We start from the raw sequence: 21,095 nt of genomic DNA, 5'->3' as shown, positions 1-21,095 counted from the left end.
GGTCTGCCGATGCGTCCCTACCGGCGTGGGTGCGGCCACGTTTGTAGATCCCCCATGCTCACGACTTGTCCCCGTATGCCGTCGCCCGACTGTCACGGCGGGTGCGGCACACCGTACGGTACGGGGCCGGGGGTTTGCCCGCGACCCTGTGGCCGCGTCGGTGGTAGAACCTTCAGCCGGAGCGCACGGTCGATCACGGGGAGAACGATGGCATCGCGCCGCGAGCAACTTGAGGCGTACATCTTCGCGCGGCGCCGCATGGTGGCCGCGTTCCTGCAACCGGCTCCGGGCGGTGGCAGCGAGGAGAACGCGCCCAAGCCGATGCGCATGGTCACGCCGAGCATCGTGGTCGCGATGCTGGTGCTGGTCGGGTTCGGGGTGGTCGGGCTGATCAAGCCCGGGACGCCGCCCGGTTGGAAGGACAAGAGCAGCCTGATCGTGGGCCGCGACTCGGCGAGCCGGTACGTCTTCCTCGATGGCAAGCTGCACCCGGTGCTCAACATCGCCTCCGGCCGACTGCTGTTGGACCCGGGCAAGTTCAAGGTCAACATGGTCCCGGAGAAGCAGCTCAACAGCGTCAGCCACGGCGCGCCGCTGGGCATCCCGAACGCACCGGACCGGCTGCCGACGGCCAAGGAGGTCAAGGAGCGCAAGTCCTGGACCGTGTGCGAGCGGCCGGCCCTGGGCAAGGACGGCAAGCCCGACCCGGCCGGCGAGCCGCAGCGCAGCGTGTTCATCGGCGCGGCTCCCGCGGACGGTGCGCTGCGGCCGGGCGAGGCGCTGTTCGTGCAGGACCGGGCCCAGCACAAGTACCTCGTCTACCAGGGCAAGCGCTTCGTGACCGAGACGCCCACGGTGATCGGTGCGCTGAACCTGGGCGGCGCACCCGCGCAACCGGTCAGCGACGCGTGGCTGGCGACGCTGATCGACGGCGGCACCATCGACCACCCGATGCCGGCCGACTACGGCAAGCCGACCCAACTGCCACTGGCCGGGGAGTACAACAAGGTCGGCATCGTGCTGCGCGCGGAGGGCAGTGCCCAGCGGCAGAACTACGTGGTCACCAAGGAGGGCGTGATGCCGGTCAGCGAGCTGACCGCCGTGCTGCTGACCACGAACCCCAGGGCGAGGGAGGCGTACGGGAACACCACGCCCACCGCCTTCCCGGTCAACATCGGCACGCTCGGCGGCGCCGTGGTGCAGGACCGTACGTTCGCCGCGGACAAGGGCTGGCCGGAGATCCCGCCGACGCCGATGAACCGGATGACGCGCAACGACCTGGAGTTGCCGCGCAACGTGGTGTGCAACACCTTCTCCGGCGAGTGGCGCGGCATCCAGCCGGTGACCACGCAGTCCGCCGGTACCCGGCCGCCGGAGCAACTCGTCGACGGTATGGGCGGTGTGTGGGTCAAGCCCGGTGCGGGAGCGCTGTATCGCGAGGTGACCGGGACGCCCGACGAGGGTGGTCCGACGTACCTGGTGGCCGACTCGGGACTGCGCTACAGCGTGCCGGAGGAGGCGCAGGCCGGCGGCGCGCCGGCCGGACCGAACCAGGACAGCGAGGCGAAGCAGCGGCTGGGCTACAAGGGCGTGGAGGTCAAGCCGTTGCCCCGGGCGTGGTCCGAACTGGTCTCGAGAGGGCCGCAATTGAGCACGGCCGATGCCAAGAAGCCACAGGGTTCCTGAGCCTGGGTGCGCGAGTTGGGGTAGCGTCGCAAGGGTCGTGAGTGGTGACGACTTTCGACCCGAGGCACCGGAAGGCACGACCGAAGACCGGCGCATTGCACAAGGCCGCGGTGGTATCGCCGGAGTCAAGGTTCCGTAACCATGAGTAGGGCGTCGCTTGGGTGGCGTCCCGGGTTGCGGTTAGAGTTCCCAGGACGTCACAACGGTGACGTTGGTGCGGGGGCACCCGACACGGGTGACACGAGCCTTCCCTCGCGCACGTCTGTCTCATGGGGGATGGTGAAACATGGCAGGTGAAGCGTTCAAGATCACTCCGCAGATGTTGGCGGAGTTGTCGAAGAAGGTTCAGGGCGTGGCGACCGACCTCGAAGCGGCCATCCAGGAGATGAACCGCAAGGTCGATGCGATCGAGGGTCAGTGGCAGGGCGCTGCCAGGAACCAGTTCGACCCGCTGCAGGAACAGGCCGTACAGAAGGCGCTCGGTGTCAAGCGCGCTCTGGACGCCATTTCCGGGGCCATGGGCCACAACGCCAACTCGTACGACCAGACCGAGACGACCGTGTCCGGCAACATCTCGAAGTTGATGTTCTGACCGAGGTTCGCCTCGCGGTCGCAGCAGGTCGTACTCGCTCTCGTACTGCTCGGGGCGATGCCCCGGTCGCAAGCCGGTCACCCGACACTGGGGAGAAAGCATGTCGCAGGTAGTTGTCACTTTTGCTGCGCTCGAACAGGCCGCAGCCGATATTCGCGCCCTCAACGCCCGTCTCGCCGACATGCAGTCGGGTCTGAAGCGGGACATCTCGCCGGTCACCGAGTCGTGGTCCGGTGACGCGCGCGAGGGTTACCTCGTCCAGCAGGCGAGCTGGGACCAGAACGCGCAGGGTCTGCAGGACGCGCTCAACGGCATCGCCGACGGCCTGATGCGTGCGGCCGACGCGTACCGCCAGACCGAGGCGTCCAACGCCAAGATGTGGCACTGACACCGGGAATTCCGAGGCACCGGCGGTTCGTACCGGCGTGGGGGCGCTCGCGGTTCGACAGCGCTGTCGACGTGGTACCGGTATCGGCGCGACAGCGGTATCGGTCCGGGGGCGGTCGCCGGGTCGCCGGCCGGTGCCATCGTTGTGACGCGGTGTAGAGGAGGCGGGCTCGTGCCCGCCTCCTCCCGCGTCCGTCATCGGTCTCACGGGGGCCGGGGACATCCACACGACAGGCCAGGCCGGCCCGGGAGTCCGGGGCCGGTCGGTGGTGATCCGGAAGGCGAACGAACCGATGCGACCCGTGCGGCGACGGTGGACGGCACCTCTTCTCGCGCTTGGCCTGCTGCTGCCGGCCGGGTCGGGGGCGGTCGATGGCGGGCCGGTGGACACCGAGCTGCTCGCGGGCGAATGTGTGTACCCCTCCAAGCCGATGCCCGGCAAGCCATGGTCGCTGCAGCGTGTACTGCTCGACGAGCTCTGGCAGAAGTCCACCGGCGACGGCGTCACGGTCGCGGTGATCGACAGCGGAATCGACAACGACAACCCGCAGTTGGGTCCGGCGATCGTGCCCGGCAAGGACTTCTTCAACGACAAGGCCGACGGTACCGACGACACCCACGGCCACGGCACGATGGCCGCGGGCATCATCGCGGCCCGACCCGGCAGTCGGCTGACCCCCGTGCTCGACACGGGCTTCGTGGGTCTGGCGCCCGACGCGAAGTTGTTGCCGATCCGGCAGAACGGCGGCGACGACGCGACGAAGGGCAACGAGGACAGCCTGGCCGCGGCGATCGACTTCGCGGTGGCGGGGGGCGCCACGGTGATCAACATCTCGCAGGACACGGTGGGCGGCCAGGAGCCGGGCGTCAAGCTGCGCGACGCGGTGCAGCGGGCGATCGCCAAGCAGGTGGTCGTGGTCGCCGCCGCGGGCAACTCCGGCGACAAGGACAACCTCGACTCGTGGCCGGCGAAGTATCCCGGCGTCCTGGGCGTCGGCGCCTCCGACCGCAACAACGAGCGGGCGCCGTTCTCGCAGAACAAGCCCTACGTGGGCGTGCTGGCCCCGGGCGTGGACATGTGGTCGACGGTGCCCAAGGGCGGCCACTGCAGCGGCAACGGCACCTCCTTCGCGACCCCGTACGTGGCCGCCGTCGCGGCGCTGATCCGCTCGGCGCACCCGACCTACACCGCGGCCCAGGTGATCACGCTGATCGAACAGACCGCGCAGCGCGGCGCCCCGGGTCACGTGGACGGCGTCGGCTGGGGCGTGGTCGACCCGCTGCGCGCCCTCAGCTCCACGGTGGTCCCCGCGTCCGCCCCGGTCCCCGACCCCAAGGTCGACCGCAGCACCGAACTCGTCAACGTCGCCCCCCTGGCCCACGGCCCCACCCGAGCCGACCGCGACCGCCGCCAGGCGTCGGTGGTCCTGTTCATGGCCATCGGCCTGACCATCGTCGTCATCTGCACCGCGATCGTCATCCGCGACGCCCGCCGGCGCGGGAAGGCAGGCCCCGGAAGGGGTTGATCTCGGAGCCGGGTCCGGGGCGGTTCTCGTCCGCCGTCGGTTCCGTTCGTTGCGACTTCTGCTTCAGGTGCACAAGGCCATCGACTCGGTCACGGCTACGGCAGCTCCTCGCGCCCAGCGAGGACACCCTGCTCGTCCCCTCATCGGCGCATCCGGACCGGCCGTCGACCGACGGCTCAACCGTTCACAATGCGACCTCGGCGGCCCAGCCGGATGAGCTGCTCCCGCGCGGCCCGCCGGCTCGCCGGTCCCCGCGTCGTTTCGGGCGGCGAAAGTCTTGGACGAACAACTTCCGCCGCCCACGGGCCGGTTCCTGCTGCCGGACCTGTCTCGGAGTCGCGCTCGAGCTCGCGCGGCGCGCCGATCCGATCGTGCCGATCCACGACTTGGCCCGCACGCTTCGAACGCGGGTGCCACTCACTCGTCCCGGGATCCGTTCACCGTCGGCTGTCGCCCCCTACCACGTGGACAAGGGTGCGAAGCGGGCGCGGCGCTGCGGGAGACGTTCGGCGATCCGTGCGGGGCGACGCGACTCCGGCCCCCGCGGCCATCTGCGACCGCAAGGGTGGTTGGTGCGGTGAGGACCGCGAGGATTGCCCGATTCCGCGCACACTCTGCGAGGCCGCACTTACGGCACCCGGGCACCGCTGTTCCGACCGCCGCGTGGCGGCCATGGTGTCTGGTTCGAACTGTTCTTCGTCAACGCCGATCGTACGGGCCGCCGCCGGGGTGGTAGGTCGGCGGTGCGGTGGGCCAGGGGGGTGCGGCGGCGGCTTGCCGGCGGGCGAGTTCGCGGGCTCTGCGGCGGCGCATGGTGATGACGGTGGCGCCGGCGACGAGGGCGGCCGCGGCGATGGTGCCGACCAGGATCGGGACGAGGAGATTGTCGTCGTCGCCGGACTTGTCGGCGGTGGCTGCGGGAGGAGCGGTGCCGGCGGGTGCGGCCGGCGCCGACGCGGCGGCCGAGGGCGATGTGCTCGGCGCGGTGGTCGCGGGGGCGGGCTTGTCGCCGCGCACGCCGATCAGCGGGTTGACGTCGGCGGGGCCGGGCGTGTCGGTGGCGGCGAGGGCCTTGCGGGGGCTGACGGCGCCGTACCCGAAGGTGTCCGAAGGCACGGGCTCATTGGGCCGATTCGCGGTGTCGATAAGGCGCCGGATGACCTGATTGGCAGTCCAGTCGGGATGCACGGACCACACGAGCGCGGCAACGCCGGAGGTGAGGGCGGTGGCATCGCTGGAGCCAACACCTTTGCAGTAGCGGGTGCTTGTCGTGCAAGCGTGAGGGATTTCTTCGCCGGGGGCCGACAATGAGATCCATGGTCCTCGGATGCTGTTGCTGGCAGGTTTCCCCTCACGGCTCAAAGCGCTGATAGCCAAGACTCCGGGATAGGACGCAGGGTAGACCGGCTGATCGTTCACGTCTTCCGGTGAGTTGCCGCCGGCAGCAACTACCAGCTTCCCCTTGCTCAGAGCGTAAGAAATAGCTTCGCGTTCGACTGGATTGCCAGCCGAGCCGCCAATGGAAAGATTTATGATGCGGGCCGAGGAATCGGCAGCAAGGCGAATTCCCTTTGCGGTCGAGATCGGATCCATTTTGCCAGAGGGAGTGCGTGCGGACCTGAAGGGAAGGATCTTTGCCTCGGGCGCCACGCCGTAGACGCCCTGGCCACCGCCCGCTTGTCCCTGCCCTGCGATGAGACTGGCCATACCGGTGCCATGGCCGTCCGAGTCCCCCGGCGAATTCAAACTGGACTGAACCTGGCCGACCAGGTCCGGATGCGTGGCGTCGACTCCACCGTCGATCACTGCGACGGTTACCCCTGCCCCCCGGGCAAGTTTCCAGACCTCATCGATTTTCCACACATCCAGATACCACTGTTGAGCGCGCACGGACTCCGCTTGGGCAGGAGGTGCCAGATTTCCGATGAGAACGAGGAGAGCCAAGAGCATGCCGAGAACGCAGGGCAAACGGGCGGATCGGGAGGGGGGTTCACTCATGCGACGGCGATGTCCTTTCGGGACAGCGATGGCAGACGATCAGTCGATCACAGGTGGAACGACGCCCGGCCGTCGGGGACCGTCCCAGACATTGTCGTCGTCCTCCTCCGGCCGTGGTGCACGCCGCAGAACCTGCTCGGAGCGTGAGCCGCCAGTGAAGGGGGTGCGTTGCCCGGAAGATGCCATGCGCTGCTGTGTTCCCGCACCGGCTGGCTCAGGCGCGGATCCATCGGCGGGTAGTGCCTGCAACCGAGGGGAGTTTCGGCGTGAGGCGGCTCCGGAAGCGTTACCGACAGAACCGCCCTGCGAGTGTGCCAGCCTGCTTCCGGAAGCCCTGCTGATTGGTGATCCAGCGGAACCGCCAACCCCCGGGGCTCCCGGCATGCCAGGTGTGCGGCCAGGCGACCCTGTTCCCCCGGCTCCGCTGGGGCTGCTCGCGCCGGGGCCACGCGCCTCAGGCTGGGTGTTGAAGGCTCCTCGTCCGCCACCGACTTGAGGGCCACCACTACGCGGTGTTGATCCGGGCGGGACTACAGGACCCCCATACGGGCCTCCGCTGCGTGGAGTCACACTTCCGGAACTCCCGCCGGAAGTTCCTCCCCTTCCGCCTCCTCCGATAACAGGCAATCCAGGGCCGCCTGGGTAGCGCCCACTTCCGGCTGGTGAGGTAGCAGGACCGGATCCCGACAGCGGAGGAACACCTGGGAGATTTCCACTGGGAGGACTTCCTCCCGTAGTTGAGCCTGGGCCAGACCCACCGGCGGGAGGCTGGGGAGCCCATGGATTGTCGATCGACGAGTCGGGCGCGGTCAGCGAACCAGTTCCTTGGAGATTGGTTACTTGGGGCGCATAGGGAGTAGGTGCATTTATAGGGGCGGGGCTCGTCGTCCCGCCGGACGGCAGGTGACCTGGAGGGGCTGTGTAGATTCCGGGGCTTGAGCCCCCACCCCCGGCACGGAAAGCCGGGGGACCCGGAGTTCCGCCCGACCCTGAACCACCCGAGCCCGGGCTACCGGAGCCGGGACCAACGATGGATACGGCTCCATGTCGACCGTCACGTTCATCCCCTCCCGGAAACACCGGCACCGGGATTGCCTGGAGGTCCGTTGCCGCCACGCGGTAGGTCGACGCCAGGGTGCGCATTCGCGTGATCGCCTCGCGGCGTGCTGCCTCCACCTGGCCCTGGGCGTCCGCGTGGGCCTTGACCGGGTCCACGCCGTCGGCGGGCGGTGGTGTGCCCGGGGGCACGACGGGGGCGGGCCCGTTCGCCTTGGCCAGGGTCGTGGGGTCGACGCGGGGCATGCCCAGCTTGGCTACGAAGATCTGCTCGCCGACGTGGTTGATGTGGCCGCCGGCAGCGTTGGCGTAGTCGCCGAGGCCGTTGGTGGCCGCGACCAGTTGCCCGGCGAGCAGTTGGAAGGCGTCCGCGCTCTCGCCCTGCCAACCGTCGCTCATGCCTCGGGCGATTCTCGCGAGGTTCTCCGCGGCGGTCGTGATCTTCCCGGCCGCGCCGGTGAGCTTTTGTCCGTACCCGGCGAGCGCCGAAGGGTTCGCCGTGGCGACCATGGCCTGCAACTGTTCGAGGGTGAAGCCCTCGAAGTCGGTTTCCGCCATCAGAATCTCCCCCTGGCTCTCGTGCTTCGCCCCCGCGTCATCCGAGATCGACCTTCCGGTTCGCCGGTGGTGCCTGCGGTACCCGAGGAGGTGAATCGACGACCGGAGGTTGCGAGCCGCCGTTGAGCACCTGCTGGATCTGCAGTGCGGCGCGGCGCTGTTCGTCGTCCGTCGCCACCACGTTGTCGCCGGTCGCCTTGATGTTCTGCTTCATCTTCGCGATCTGGCCGTGCAGCGTGTTGATCAAGGTCTGCAGTCGGTCGGCCGTCTCCTTGAGGACCCCGCCGATCAACGGTGCCTCGGCGAAGGACACTCCCAAGTCACCCTCGCCGATCGTGTACTTCGTCGCGTTCGCCGGCGAGTCCGCACTGTCCACGAGATCGGCCAGTACGGCCTGCAATGCGCCCTGGAACGCCTCCAATGCCTCCACGCTCAATCGGAAACCCGCTCCGCCGCCCCCCGGCGCGGAATCCTGTCCTGCCATGACCACACTTCCCCCGAGCTTGTCGCCGCGATTCGCGACCCTCCCCGGCGCACGTCGAACACGCCTGCGTGCCACAGTGTCGCCCATTGATCCATGAATCATCAGCGGATCGCAAGAGGAGGCTGACGTTCCGTTATAACTATTCGGATGGACGGGTCAGGCATACCGATGCAAAGCGGGGCTCGACCGATGTCGGTCGAGCCCCGCTTTGGCTGCGGGCGTCGTCAGGTTTCCGCGAGCCAGGCCGTCTGGATCAGTTCGACGCCTCGGCGGCGGGTGATGAACTGGCCGCGTCCGGGAGGGAGTTGGGCCGGCTTGACGTTGGCCATCAGGGCGCCCTCGTCGCGGTTGCCGGACAGGATCAGGCCGGACGTGCCCAGGTCGAGGAGCTTTTGCAGGACCGGCTCGTACAGCGCGCGGCCCGCGCCGCCGCTGCTGCGGGCGATGATCAGGTGCAGGCCGACGTCGCGGGCCAGCGGCAGGAACTCGGCGATGGTGCCGACCGGGTTGCCGCTCGAGGAGGCCACCAGGTCGTAGTCGTCGACCAGCAGGAACAGCTCGGGGCCGCTCCACCAGCTCCGGTTGCGCAGCTGGTCCTGGGTCACCTCCGGTCCGGGCAGGCGGCGTTCGATGCCGCCTCGGATCTCGTTCATGAACGAGGTCAGGGCCGGAGCCGCCGCCGCGTACTCCAGCAGGTGCGACTCGGGGACCACGTCCAAGAGCGTGCGCCGGTAGTCGGACACGATGATCCGGGCCTCGGCCGGCGTGTACCGCTCGGAGATGCCGCGTGCCAGCAGCCGCAGGAAGTTGGTCTTGCCGGACTCGCTCTCGCCGAACAGCACGAAGTTCGTGTCGACGTTGAAGTCCAGGTACACCGGGCTGAGCGTCGCCTCGTCCACCCCGATCGGGATGGCCCGACCGGGCACCTGCGCGGGCGTCGGCAACTGCTCGTAGGGCAGCAGCATCGGCAGCACCCGCACCGGGGGAGCGGGCGGCCCCGCCCACGCGGCCTTGATCGCGCCGACCATGGCCGCCATGCCCTCGCCCAGGTCCTCCGCCGAGGAGGACCCGTCGATCCGCGGCAGCGCGGCCAGGAAGTGCAGCTTGTCCGGGGACAGGCCGCGACCCGGCGCGCCCGTGGGCACGTTCGCCGCGAGCCGCCGGTCGACCTCGGACTCCATCGTCTCGCCGAGCCGCAGCTCCAGCCGGGTCTGGATCTGGTCCTTGAGCGCGGGCCGGATCTCCGGGTGCCGGGACGCGGTGAGCACCACGTGCACGCCGAAGCCCAGACCCCGCGTGGCGATGTCGGTGACCTCGGCCTCGAGTGCGTCGAAGTCGTTCTTGAGCGTCAACCAGCCGTCGACGAGCAGGAAGACGTCGCCCCACGCCTCGTCCGGCAGCGTCCCGGCGGCGCGGCGCCTGCGGAACGTGTCGATCGAGTCGATGTTGTTGACCCGGAACATCTCCTCGCGCCGGTCCAGGATGCCCTTGACCTCGCTGACGATCCGGCGCACCCGCTCGGCGTCGAGCCGGCCCGCCACCCCGCCCACGTGCGGCAGATCGCTCAACGCGACCATGCCACCGCCGCCGAAGTCCAGTACGTAGAACTGGACTTCGGCCGGCGTGTGGGTCAGTGCGAAGGAGGTGATCATGGTGCGCAGCAGGGTGCTCTTGCCGCTGCGCGGGCCACCCACGACGAGCGCGTGGCCGGCCGCGCCGGACAGGTCCGCGTACATCACGTCGCGGCGCTGCTCGAACGGCTTGTCCACCAGGCCCAGCGGCACCACCAGACGGCCGTTCGCGCCCCAGTCGGGCGAGCTGAGCCCACGATCCGCAGTGACCTGCAGCGGCGGCAACATCTGGTCGACCGAGTTCGACTCGGCCAGCGGCGGCAGCCACACCTGGTGCGCGGGCGGACCCTGGTTGACCATCCGGCGCACGATCACGTCCAGCACGGTGTCCGCGAGCGCGCTGTCGATGTCCGGCTCGGGCTCGGGCTCCGGCGGCAGATCGGGCTGCCGGTTCCACATGTTCGCGGCCGTCCACCGACTGCCGAACAGCACCGGCATGGGTGCGCCCGACTGGTTGCGCCGCACCCGGTCGGAGGCCCGGTAGGTGCCGGAGACGTACGCGGCCTTGAACTGCACCATCGACTCGGTGTCGAACTTGAGGTAGCCCGCGCCGGGCACGGAAGGCAGGTGGTACGCGTCCGGTACGCCGATCGCCGCGCGCGACTCGGCGGCGGAGAAGGTGCGCAGACCGATCCGGTAGGACAAATACGTGTCCAGACCGCGCAGCCGGCCCTCCTCCAGACGCTGCGACGCGAGCAGCAGGTGTACGCCCAGCGATCGACCGATGCGGCCGATCTGGATGAACATGTCGATGAAGTCCGGCTTGGCGGTGAGCAGTTCACTGAACTCGTCGATGATGATCACCAGCGAGGGCAGCGGCTCCAGCGCGGCGCCCGCGACCCGGGCCCGCTCGTAGTCGTGCATGTTGGCGTAGTTGCCCGCCGACCGCAGCAGCTCCTGCCGCCGGTTCAGCTCGCCCGTGATCGAGTCGCGCATGCGGTCGACCAGGGTCAGGTCGTCGGACAGGTTCGTGATCACCGCCGCGACGTGCGGCATGTCCGACATCCCGGAGAAGGTCGCGCCGCCCTTGAAGTCGGCGAGCACGAAGTTGAGGATCTCCGAGCTGTGCGTGGTGGCCAGGCCCAGCACCAGGGTGCGCAGCAGCTCGGACTTGCCGGATCCGGTGGCGCCGACGCACAGGCCGTGCGGACCCATGCCCTCCATCGCCGCTTCCTTGATGTCCAGCATGATCGGCTCGCCGTTCTGGCCGATCCCGATCGGCACCCGCAGCCGGTCGTTCGGCGGCCTGGGCCGCCAGGTCTGCGACACGTCCACCTGCGCCGCGTCCCCGATGCCCATCAGGTCGGTGAAGTCCAGGTTGGCCAGCAGCGGCTCGTCGTCGTCGTTGGCCGACAGCCGCAGCGGGGCCAACTTCCGGGCGAGCGCCTCCGCATCGCCCGCCGACAGGAAGTCGGGCATCCCCTCGTACGCGCCCGCCGTCGACTCCAGCGTCAGCCGGTCCTCCTCGGCGATGATCGCCAGCCCGCCGCGCAGTTCGTCCAGCGGCCCGGGCACCACCTCGACGATGGTCACGCCCTGCAACCCGTCCGCCCCCGCGAGCAGCGAGTTGGCGGGCACGCCGCCGCCGTCCAGGACCACCACCAGGTGCGGCTGGTCCAACACGGGCTGCGCGCCGGCCGCGAAGCGCGAGCGCCCGGCCAGGTCCTCGGCCAGCCACTCCTCGATCTCGCCGAGGTCGCCCGCGATCATCCGGACCGAACCGGCGCCGTCCGACAGGGACGGGTGCTGCACATGCGGCAGCCACTTGAGCCAGTCCCAGCGCGGCAGCGAGTTGGCGTCCGTGGCCACCACGATGCGCACGTCGTCCGGCGAGTGCAGCACCGCGAGTTGGCCCAGCATCGCCCGGGTCAGCCCGTACACCCGCTCCGGCTCGCCGGAGACGGTCAGGTGATAGAAGGAGCGCAGCGACACCGCCATCGGCAAATCGTCCAGCGTCGCCTGGGTGCGCAGGAAGCGCCGCATGGCGTCCGCGCACAGCGGTTCCAGTTCCTCCAGCGGCGCGGTGCTCGGCGCCACCAGCGGGGTGGACAACTGCTGCTGGCCCACGCCGACCCGGACCTGTGCGAAGTCGGCGTCACCGGCTCGGCGTTCCCAGATCCGCCGCTCGCCCGCCGCCACCGACCACAGCTGCGCCGGGTCCGGGTGCGTCCACAACTGCGCGTCGCGCTGTTTGCGGGCGGTCCGGCGGACCTCCTTGCGCTGCTGGGCGAGGTACTTCAGGTAGTCGCGTCGGGCATCGAGCATCTGAACCCGGTTGCCACCACGCGACTTGATGATGTTGGCGACCACCATGACCAGCGACGAGACCATCATCATGCCGCCCATGACCATCATCATCTTCGGCGCACCGGGCATGAAGAAGAAGCCGGCCGAGCCGAGCATGCCCATCATCGGGAGCACGCTCATGATCCAGTTCTGGTCGGTGGGGCGCTCCAGTTCGGGCGGCGCCTGGAGCTGGATCTCCTCCGCCGGCACAGGAGAGGGCAGCACCCTGGGTGGGCGCTTGACGATGACCACGGTCAAGGTGAATCAGCCTCATCCGTCGCGAGGATCCTGGGACATGGATCGAGCCCGCCGCAGAGCACGGAAAAGGAGCAGGTTATGTGAGTCAACCCACCCCGTCAGGGTCGTCTCCATGCACACGTGAGCCGGTTGAGCCGTTCGTGTGTGCGCCGATACTACTGGCCGACCCCGTCGACGCCAGTGGTGAGCCGTGTCGCGGCGTATAGAGTGCGTCGTCATCCCGGCCCCTCGGGGCCGCGGGACACGGGGCAGCTACAAGCAGGGGGATCTGCACAGGTGAACTCCACGACCACGACGGTCACCACCGGGTTCGCCCGGATCACCGTCATCGCGCCGGACTGCCGAGTCGATCTCGCGCTGCCGGAAGAGGTCCCGCTCGCGGAGCTGTACCCGGAGATACTCCGGCTGTCCGGACAGACCCAGCGCAACGGCGCGGTGACCGGCTTCCAGCTCACCCGGTTCGACGGCGAGCCCCTGGACAGTGCGCTCACCCTGGCCGGGCAGAACGTGCGCGACGGCGAGTTGCTGCGCTTCACCGCGCTCGCGGACGCACCGCCGCCGCCGGTCTACGACGACGTGGCCGACTCGGTGGCCACCTCGGTCGCCGGCGACAACCGGTTGTGGACGCCGGAGATGTTGCGGATCGCCGGCCTGTCCGGTGCGGCTGCCTTCTTCACCCTCGGCGCCATCGCGCTCTGGCGGATGACCCCCCTGCCGCACGGCCTGCCCGCCATCGTCGGCGGCTCGCTGGCCCTGGTGCTCACCGTGGTCGCCGGTGTGCGCTCCCGGGTGTACGGGGACCACGTGGGCGGCGCCGTGCTCGGCCTGGGCGCGCTGCCGAACGCCTTCCTGGCCGGCCTGGGTGCGATCGAGCCGCCGGTGCGCGAGGGTCCCGGACGGGTCCAGTTCCTGACCGCCTGCGTCGCGGTCCTGGTGGTCTCCACGCTGATCGCCGCGCTGCTGCCGGAACGCGGTGCCGTCTACATCGCCGGCGCCGGCGCGGGCGCGCTCGGCACGCTGGCCACCTTCGGCCTGATCACCTTCGAGAGCGGCCCGCGCGAGGCGGCGGCCGTGGCCGGCACCGTCGCGATCGCGATGATCGCCTTCCTGCCCTCCTGGGCGGCCCGCCTCGCCCGCCTGCCGATCGGCTTCCTGCCCTCGGACGCGCCCACCGCCCGGCAGAGCGACACCCTGGACCACGCCGATGTCGCCGCGCGCGCCCGCAACGGGCACGAGGTGCTCAGCGGCCTCACCGGGGCGTGCGCCGCCGTGATCGTCGCCTCGTGCGTCGTGCTGGGCAACGTCGACACCATGTGGACCCGGATCCTGACCGCCGTACTGGCCCTGGTCACCCTCGGTCGCGCTCGCCTGTTCCGGCACACCACGCAGGTCACCGTGCTGTACACGGCCGGCCTGCTCGGCCTGGCGATGCTCTTCATCGGGCTGACCCTGGACACCGGATTCCTGGACAAGGAGCGCCAGGGCTGGATCTTCGCGCTGGTGTGCGCGGTCGGCGCGCTGCTCGCGATCGTCGCGACCACCGTGCCCACCCGCGGGCTGTCCCCGTTCTGGGGGCGGATGATGGACGTGCTCGAAGGCATGCTGATGGTGTCCGTCGTTCCGCTGTGCCTGGCGGTGCTGGATCTGTACGACAAGCTGCGGAACATCACAGCCTGATGCGCTCCTGCTAGGGTTGTCCGTATCCCGGAGCCGCGTGCCCGGGATGCGCGCTGCCCACGGGCCGCGCGCCCGCACCATGTGAGCCCAGTTGCCTCCGTGAGTCAGACCGGGGGCGCTCACCACCTTGCAGAGGGAGAACACGTGTCGCTCGACACCGCAACGAAGAAGCAGATCATGGCCGACTACGCCACCAAGGAAGGCGACACCGGCTCCCCCGAGGTGCAGGTCGCGATCCTGAGCTACCGCATCAACGAGCTCACCGCCCACCTCAAGGAGCACAAGCACGACCACCACAGCCGCCGGGGCCTGCTGCTCCTGGTCGGCCAGCGTCGTCGCCTGCTCGGCTACCTGGCCAAGAAGGACATCGAGCGCTACCGCACGCTGACGGACCGCCTGAGCATCCGCCGCAGCGGCGTCGGCATCCGCTAGTAACGCACGACGGGGGAGCGGCTTTCGCGAGCCGCTCCTTCGCCGTATCCGGACACGGTCTTTGTAGGCTGTATTCGGGGCGCGGGTATCCCGCGCTGAGATAGAACAAGACAACACGAAATCGCTCGCGCGCAAGCGCGAGCGAAGACGAACAAAGACATGGGAGCGCCGCGTCGCGACCAAGGCGCCGACCTACAGCGCCGGTCCTCGGTAGTGGCCCCCGGGTAACGCACCCGGGTGCTTCGATCGAAGACCGGCTCGGCCGGCCCTTCAGGCGTCATGCGCCGCGGACCTCCCTCGAAACGAACGAGGAGGGTACCCGTGGAGGGTCCCGACATCAGCTTCGCCGAAGCAGTCATCGAGAACGGCACGTTCGGCAACCGCACCATCCGCTTCGAGACCGGCCGGTTGGCCCGGCAGGCCGCCGGCTCCGCCGTGGTCTACCTGGACGACGACACCATGGTGCTCTCGGCCACGACCGCCTCGAAGCGCCCGAAGGACCAGCTCGACTTCTTCCCCCTGACGGTGGACGTCGAGGAGCGCATGTACGCCGCGGGCAAGATCCCCGGCTCGTTCTTCCGCCGTGAGGGCCGCCCGTCCGAGGACGCCGTCCTCACCTGCCGCCTGATCGACCGTCCGCTGCGCCCGTCCTTCAAGAAGGGCCTGCGCAACGAGATCCAGATCGTCGAGACGATCATGGCGCTCAACCCGGACCACCTGTACGACGTCGTCGCGATCAACGCGGCCTCGATGTCCACCCAGCTCGCGGGCCTGCCGTTCTCCGGCCCGATCGGTGGCGTCCGGGTGGCGCTCATCGACGGCACCTGGGTCGGCTTCCCCACGCACACCGAGCTCGAGCGCGCCGTGTTCGACATGGTCGTCGCGGGCCGTGTGCTCGAGGACGGCGACGTGGCGATCATGATGGTCGAGGCCGAGGCCACGACCGGCACGATCGAGCTGGTCAAGGGTGGCGCGGACGCGCCGACCGAGGAGGTCGTCGCGGACGGCCTCGAGGCGTCCAAGAAGTTCATCAAGGCGCTGTGCGCCGCGCAGGTCCAGGTCGCCGAGAAGGCCGCCAAGGAGACCGGCGAGTTCCCGGTCTACCTGGACTACCAGGACGACGTCTTCGAGGCGCTGGCCGCCGCGGTGACCGACGAGCTGTCGGCCGCGCTGACCATCGCCGGCAAGCAGGCCCGCGAGAACGAGCTCGACCGCGTCAAGGACCTGGCCGCGGAGAAGCTGCTCCCGGCGTTCGAGGGTCGCGAGAAGGAGATCGGCGGCGCGTTCCGCGCGCTCACCAAGAAGCTCGTGCGTCAGCGCGTGCTGCGCGACAAGGTGCGCATCGATGGTCGTGGCCTGACCGACATCCGTACCCTGTCGGCCGAGGTCGAGGTCATCCCGCGTGTGCACGGCTCGGCCCTGTTCGAGCGCGGCGAGACCCAGATCCTGGGCATCACCACGCTGAACATGCTGCGCATGGAGCAGATGCTCGACACGCTCTCGCCCGAGACGCGCAAGCGCTACATGCACAACTACAACTTCCCGCCGTACTCGGTCGGCGAGACCGGCCGCGTGGGCTCGCCCAAGCGCCGCGAGATCGGCCACGGCGCGCTCGCCGAGCGCGCCATCCTCCCGGTCCTGCCGGCCCGCGAGGACTTCCCGTACGCGATCCGTCAGGTGTCCGAGGCGCTCGGCTCCAACGGCTCGACCTCGATGGGCTCGGTCTGCGCGTCCACGATGTCGCTGCTCAACGCCGGTGTGCCGCTCCGGGCGCCGGTCGCGGGCATCGCGATGGGTCTGATCTCGGACGAGGTCGACGGCAAGACCGAGTACGTGTGCCTGACCGACATCCTCGGTGCCGAGGACGCGTACGGCGACATGGACTTCAAGGTCGCCGGCACCAAGGAGTTCGTCACCGCGCTCCAGCTCGACACCAAGCTCGACGGCATTCCGGCGTCGGTGCTCGCCGGTGCGCTCAAGCAGGCCAAGGACGCCCGCCTGCACATCCTCGACGTGATGATGGAAGCCATCGACACGCCGGACGAGATGTCGCAGTTCGCGCCGCGCATCATCACCGTCAAGATCCCGGTGGACAAGATCGGCGAGGTCATCGGCCCGAAGGGCAAGATGATCAACCAGATCCAGGACGACACCGGTGCCGAGATCACCATCGAGGACGATGGCACGATCTACATCGGTGCCTCGGACGGCACCTCGGCCGAGGCCGCGCGGGCGACGATCAACGCGATCGCCAACCCGACGATGCCCGAGGTCGGCGAGCGGTACCTGGGTACGGTTGTCAAGACCACCACGTTCGGCGCGTTCGTGTCGCTGATGCCCGGCAAGGACGGCCTGCTGCACATCTCGCAGCTGCGCAAGATCGCCGGCGGCAAGCGGGTCGAGAACGTCGACGACGTGATCAAGGTCGGCGACAAGGTGCAGGTCGAGATCGCCGAGATCGACCAGCGCGGCAAGCTGTCGCTCGTCCCGGTCATCGAGGGCGAAGACAACGCCGAGACCTCCGAGGACGCTGCCGCCAAGTGACGTCCTCCTCGTCGAAGAACCAGGTCGCTGCGTCCGCGCAGCGGCCTGGTTCCACGAAGACCCTGCTGCGTGACGCGGACGGCACCAGTGCCGTCCGCCGCACCGTCCTGCCGGGCGGCCTTCGGGTGATCACCGAGAACATGCCGTCCGTGCGCTCCGCCACGTTCGGGATCTGGGTCGGGGTCGGCTCGCGAGACGAGACCCCCGCCCTGGCCGGCAGCTCGCACTACCTCGAACACCTGCTGTTCAAGGGCACCGACAAGCGCGACGCGCTGGAGATCTCGGCCGAGTTGGACGCGGTCGGTGGTGAGATGAACGCGTTCACCACCAAGGAGTACACGTGCTACTACGCACGCGTGCTCGACACCGATCTCCCGCTCGCGATAGACGTGATCTGCGACATGGTGACCGGCTCGCTGATCGACGCCGAGGACGTGGACGCCGAACGTGGCGTGATCCTCGAGGAGATCGCGATGAACGAGGACGAGCCCGGCGACCTCGTCCACGAGCTCTTCTACGACGCGATGCTCGGCGACGCCCCGCTCGGTCGCCCGGTGCTGGGCACGGTCGAGTCGATCAACGCGCTCACCCGGACCCAGATCAGCGGCTACTACAAGCGTCGCTACAAGGCGCCGAACATGGTGGTGACCGCGGCCGGCAACGTCGACCACGCCAAGGTGGTCCGCCTCGTCAAGAAGGCGTTCGCGCACGTGCGCGTGGACGAGGCGGCGGTGCCCGCCGCGCCGCGCGCCGGCGGCCGCGGTGTCCGTGCGGCGGGCAGCGTACGGGTGCTGAACCGGCCGACCGAGCAGGCCCATCTGGTGCTGGGCATGCCGGGGTTGGCCCGGGACGACGACCGGCGATTCGCGCTCAGCGTGCTCAACACCGCGCTCGGCGGCGGGATGAGTTCGCGCCTCTTCCAGGAGATCCGGGAGAAGCGCGGCCTGGCCTACTCGGTCTACTCCTTCCACTCCGGCTACGCCGACCTGGGTGTGTTCGGCATCTATGCCGGCTGCCAGCCCAAGAAGGCCCGCCAGGTGATCGAGATCTGCCGGACCGAGTTGGACCGGGTGGTCCGCGAGGGCCTGCCGCAGGACGAGATCGATCGGGCCATCGGGCAATTGCGCGGCTCGACCGTGCTGGGCCTGGAGGACACCGGGTCCCGGATGAGCCGGATCGGCAAGAGCGAACTCGTGTACGGCGAACACCTGTCCGTCGACGAGGTGCTCGCCCGGATCGCCGCGGTCACGGCCGCCGAGATCCACGACGTGGCCAAGCACCTGCTCGCCGCGCGGCCCACCCTGGCCGTGGTCGGACCGTTCGCCGACGACGAGGACTTCGTCGCCGCGTCGGCCTGATCGCCCTCCGATCGAAGTCGAAACCGTTCTGACTGGAGAGTGCACGACAACATGACTGCAATCCGGGTGGGTGTGATCGGTGCGGCCGGCCGCATGGGTTCCGAGGTGTGCCGGGCCGTCGAGGCCGCGGCCGACCTCGAACTGGTGGCGCGCGTCGACGAAGGCGACGAACTCGCGGAGCTTGCCAAGGCGGGCGCGCAGGTCGCCGTCGACTTCACCCACCCGGGTGTGGTCATGGGCAACCTCGAATATTGCGCAGGCGCCGGCATCCACGCCGTCGTGGGCACCAGCGGTTTCACCCCCGACCGGCTGGCGCGGCTGCGCGAGTGGCTTGCCCCGAGCCCGCAGACCGGCATCCTGATCGCGCCCAACTTCGGCATCGGCGCGGTGCTGATGATGCAGTTCGCGGCCAAGGCGGCCCGGTTCTACGAGTCGGCCGAGATCGTCGAACTGCACCACCCGAACAAGCTCGACGCACCCAGTGGCACCGCCCGCCGGACCGCCGAGATGATCGCCGAGGCACGCGAGCGGGCGGGTCTGGCGGACATGCCCGACGCGACGGTGGACGACCCGGACGGCGCCCGCGGCGGCAAGGTCGACGGCGTCCCGGTGCACGCGGTGCGCCTGCGCGGTCTGGTCGCCCACCAGGAGGTCCTGCTCGGCGACGAGGGCGAGATGTTGACCATCCGGCACGACTCCTTCCAGCGCACGTCGTTCATGCCGGGCGTGCTGCTCGGGGTGCGTCGTGTGGTCTCCGCGCCCGGCCTGACCGTGGGCCTGGAACACTTCCTCGATCTGGACTGAGCATCGTGAAGCAACGTGTCACCGCGCTCGTGCTGATCGCGGTCCTGGTGTTCTACGTCTTCCTCGTCGGCAGTCGCGGCATGATCGCGATTCGCGACGGGAAGCCGGTCACCATCGTGCTGGGCCTGGCGATCCTGCTCGTGCCCGTCGTCGGCGCCTGGTACATCTGGCGCGAGGTGCGCTTCGGCTTCGCGATGCAGCGCCTGGCCCGCGAGTTGGCGGCCGAGGACGGCCTGCCGGCGGACGAGTTGCAGCGCACGCCGAGCGGCCGGGTCGACCGGGACAGCGCGGACGCGGTGTTCGAACGCCGCAAGGCGGAGGCCGAGGCCGCCCCCGAGGACTGGCGGGTCTGGTACCGGCTGGCCATCGCGTACGGCGACGCGCGCGACAACGCGCGCGGGCGCCGGGCCATGCTCACCGCGATCCGCCTGCACGCGGGCAGGACGTCCGCGACCTCGGCCTAACCCGCCCGGGCCGGCCTGCTGCCCGTCGGCGGCTCCAACGCGGCCAGCACCTGGGCCGACACCGGCGCGGCCAGGATGCCGACCACGGCGTCCACCAGGTCCGCCACGAAGGCCGCCGGCGGCAGCACGTCGTGCGCCTGCCCCTCGTGCACCCGCTGTTCGCGGTCGGCCGTGGCGTGCACCGCCAGACTCCCGCCCAGCCGCAGCCGGTTGCGCCGCACGGCGGTCGGCAGATGGCCCAGCGCGAGGTCGATCAACCGGCCGAACTCCGGCGAGCTGCCCTCCAGGCCCATCGCGGGCAGCGCGTACGTGCTCGCGCCCATGTGCTGGTGCACGCGGGCCAGAAAGCGCAGGTAGAAACTACCGCCGACGTCGATCTGTTCGGCCAGCGGCCGCACCATGGCCTCGGCCAGCGCCCTCGGCTCCTGATCCACTCCGGTCCGGACCGACTCGCGGACCAGATCCTCGCGGCGCGCGTTGATCGCGACGAGCCGGAATCCGAAGATCGCCCGGATCAACTCCTCTTTGTTGCCGAAGTGGTATTGCGCGGCGGAATTGTTGCGCTGACTCGCCGCGACACTGATCTGTCGCAGCGAGACCGCGTCGATTCCGTGCACGGCGAAGAGCCGCTCGGCGGTGAGCAGAAGGCGCTCGCGGGTCGGAGTTCGGCTCACGGCGCCCACGTTAAGACGGCTGACTTACCTTGTTCAATGGCACAACGGTGTGGCGTTCACCGTGTTTGTCCGCCGTCTCGACACAGGACGGAGAGGAGCCGCCGATCCGTGCTCACTCCCCGGTGGTCACCGCCGTGTGCAGTCGGACCTGTCGGATCACCGAACCGCCCGCCTCGTCCACCCACAGTTCGCGCGTCGCGCCGTCGGGCGCCCAGCCGGCGCCGACCAGGAAGTCGTACAGCGGCTTGTCGCTCTCCAGAACCCAGGTCACCAGCGTTTGCACGCCGTCCGTCGCGGCGTCCGCGACGACCGCCGTCAGCAGCCGCGACGCGTGCCCCTCGCGCTGCCGTGGTGGGTCGATCACCAAAATCGCCAACTCGCCGGTGCCGGCCGGGTCGAGATCCTCGTCCGAGCCGGGTACCAGGGCCGCGAAGCCGGCCACGGTCGGGCCCGCACAGGCCACCAGCAGGCGGTGGCGGGGCGACGGTGGCGCGAGCGCCGCGTCCTCCCACTCGGCGGCCAGCGCCTGCGGCGTGGCCGCCTCCAGCGCGGCGGCCGGCAGCACACCGGTGTAGGCGTCGTGCCAGGCCCGGGCATGCGTGGCGCCCAACGCGGCACCGTCGCCGGCGTGGGCCGGGCGTACGTACGGATCGGTCATGTGGCGCCCCCATCGTCGAGTT

15 protein-coding genes are annotated in these 21,095 nt (G+C 69.6%); 10 read left to right on the top strand and 5 right to left on the bottom strand.

Translation table 11 applies throughout. From position 1 onward, the window contains the following. Window positions 1–207 precede the first annotated feature (207 nt). The 4 genes from eccB to mycP all read left to right on the top strand — a co-directional run bounded on the left by eccB (window position 208) and on the right by mycP (window position 4,191). Entirely contained in the window at window positions 208–1,686 is a 1,479-nt protein-coding gene (gene eccB, locus A3IC_RS0126480; protein WP_020553088.1) for a type VII secretion protein EccB, read from the top strand. A 286-nt stretch (window positions 1,687–1,972) separates the two neighbouring features. Continuing rightward, window positions 1,973–2,278, top strand: a complete 306-nt coding sequence (locus A3IC_RS0126475) for a WXG100 family type VII secretion target (RefSeq protein WP_020553087.1) — start codon at window positions 1,973–1,975, stop codon at window positions 2,276–2,278. 100 nt (window positions 2,279–2,378) lie between these two features. Beyond that, window positions 2,379–2,666 carry a WXG100 family type VII secretion target gene (locus tag A3IC_RS0126470; protein ID WP_026218771.1) on the top strand — a complete coding sequence of 96 codons (288 nt, stop codon included), beginning with the start codon at window positions 2,379–2,381 and terminating at the stop codon, window positions 2,664–2,666. 382 nt (window positions 2,667–3,048) lie between these two features. Continuing rightward, on the top strand, window positions 3,049–4,191 hold the full coding sequence (gene mycP, locus A3IC_RS0126465) for a type VII secretion-associated serine protease mycosin (RefSeq protein WP_245599509.1): 1,143 nt from the start codon (window positions 3,049–3,051) through the stop codon (window positions 4,189–4,191). Window positions 4,192–4,890: 699 nt separating this feature from the next. Here mycP and A3IC_RS63900 read toward each other — a convergent pair. From A3IC_RS63900 to A3IC_RS0126445, 3 genes are all read right to left on the bottom strand, one after another. Further along, the gene (locus tag A3IC_RS63900; protein ID WP_158696110.1) at window positions 4,891–6,081 is read right to left on the bottom strand and encodes a S8 family serine peptidase; all 1,191 of its coding nucleotides are present in this window, start codon (window positions 6,079–6,081) and stop codon (window positions 4,891–4,893) included. 1,759 nt (window positions 6,082–7,840) lie between these two features. After that, window positions 7,841–8,287, bottom strand: coding sequence for a hypothetical protein (locus A3IC_RS0126450; protein WP_158696109.1), 447 nt, complete (start codon window positions 8,285–8,287; stop codon window positions 7,841–7,843). Between the two features lie 224 nt (window positions 8,288–8,511). Next, entirely contained in the window at window positions 8,512–12,462 is a 3,951-nt protein-coding gene (locus A3IC_RS0126445) for a type VII secretion protein EccC (protein ID WP_026218767.1), read from the bottom strand. Between the two features lie 276 nt (window positions 12,463–12,738). Between A3IC_RS0126445 and eccD the strand changes: the two genes are divergently transcribed. The 6 genes from eccD to A3IC_RS0126415 all read left to right on the top strand — a co-directional run bounded on the left by eccD (window position 12,739) and on the right by A3IC_RS0126415 (window position 19,741). Beyond that, window positions 12,739–14,139, top strand: coding sequence for a type VII secretion integral membrane protein EccD (eccD, locus tag A3IC_RS0126440; protein ID WP_020553080.1), 1,401 nt, complete (start codon window positions 12,739–12,741; stop codon window positions 14,137–14,139). A 144-nt stretch (window positions 14,140–14,283) separates the two neighbouring features. Then, window positions 14,284–14,571, top strand: coding sequence for a 30S ribosomal protein S15 (gene rpsO, locus A3IC_RS0126435; protein WP_020553079.1), 288 nt, complete (start codon window positions 14,284–14,286; stop codon window positions 14,569–14,571). A gap of 321 nt (window positions 14,572–14,892) precedes the next feature. After that, window positions 14,893–17,115, top strand: a complete 2,223-nt coding sequence (locus A3IC_RS0126430) for a polyribonucleotide nucleotidyltransferase (RefSeq protein ID WP_020553078.1) — start codon at window positions 14,893–14,895, stop codon at window positions 17,113–17,115. Continuing rightward, the gene (locus A3IC_RS0126425; protein WP_020553077.1) at window positions 17,112–18,473 is read left to right on the top strand and encodes a M16 family metallopeptidase; all 1,362 of its coding nucleotides are present in this window, start codon (window positions 17,112–17,114) and stop codon (window positions 18,471–18,473) included. Before A3IC_RS0126430 ends, A3IC_RS0126425 begins: the two co-directional genes overlap by 4 nt. 51 nt (window positions 18,474–18,524) lie before the next feature. Beyond that, the gene (gene dapB, locus A3IC_RS0126420; protein ID WP_026218766.1) at window positions 18,525–19,277 is read left to right on the top strand and encodes a 4-hydroxy-tetrahydrodipicolinate reductase; all 753 of its coding nucleotides are present in this window, start codon (window positions 18,525–18,527) and stop codon (window positions 19,275–19,277) included. Between the two features lie 5 nt (window positions 19,278–19,282). Beyond that, window positions 19,283–19,741, top strand: a complete 459-nt coding sequence (locus A3IC_RS0126415) for a hypothetical protein (protein ID WP_020553075.1) — start codon at window positions 19,283–19,285, stop codon at window positions 19,739–19,741. On the opposite strand, the gene A3IC_RS56710 is transcribed toward A3IC_RS0126415, so the two are convergent. Further along, window positions 19,738–20,415, bottom strand: a complete 678-nt coding sequence (locus tag A3IC_RS56710) for a TetR/AcrR family transcriptional regulator (RefSeq protein ID WP_040877226.1) — start codon at window positions 20,413–20,415, stop codon at window positions 19,738–19,740. The genes A3IC_RS0126415 and A3IC_RS56710 overlap by 4 nt on opposite strands. 112 nt (window positions 20,416–20,527) lie before the next feature. Then, the gene (locus tag A3IC_RS0126405) at window positions 20,528–21,073 is read right to left on the bottom strand and encodes a GNAT family N-acetyltransferase (protein ID WP_020553073.1); all 546 of its coding nucleotides are present in this window, start codon (window positions 21,071–21,073) and stop codon (window positions 20,528–20,530) included. Between the last annotated feature and the right edge of the window lie 22 nt (window positions 21,074–21,095).

It is taken from the genome of Embleya scabrispora DSM 41855, from assembly GCF_000372745.1.
Lineage (GTDB): Bacteria > Actinomycetota > Actinomycetes > Streptomycetales > Streptomycetaceae > Embleya > Embleya scabrispora.
This window is presented reverse-complemented; position numbering and strand designations above follow the sequence as displayed.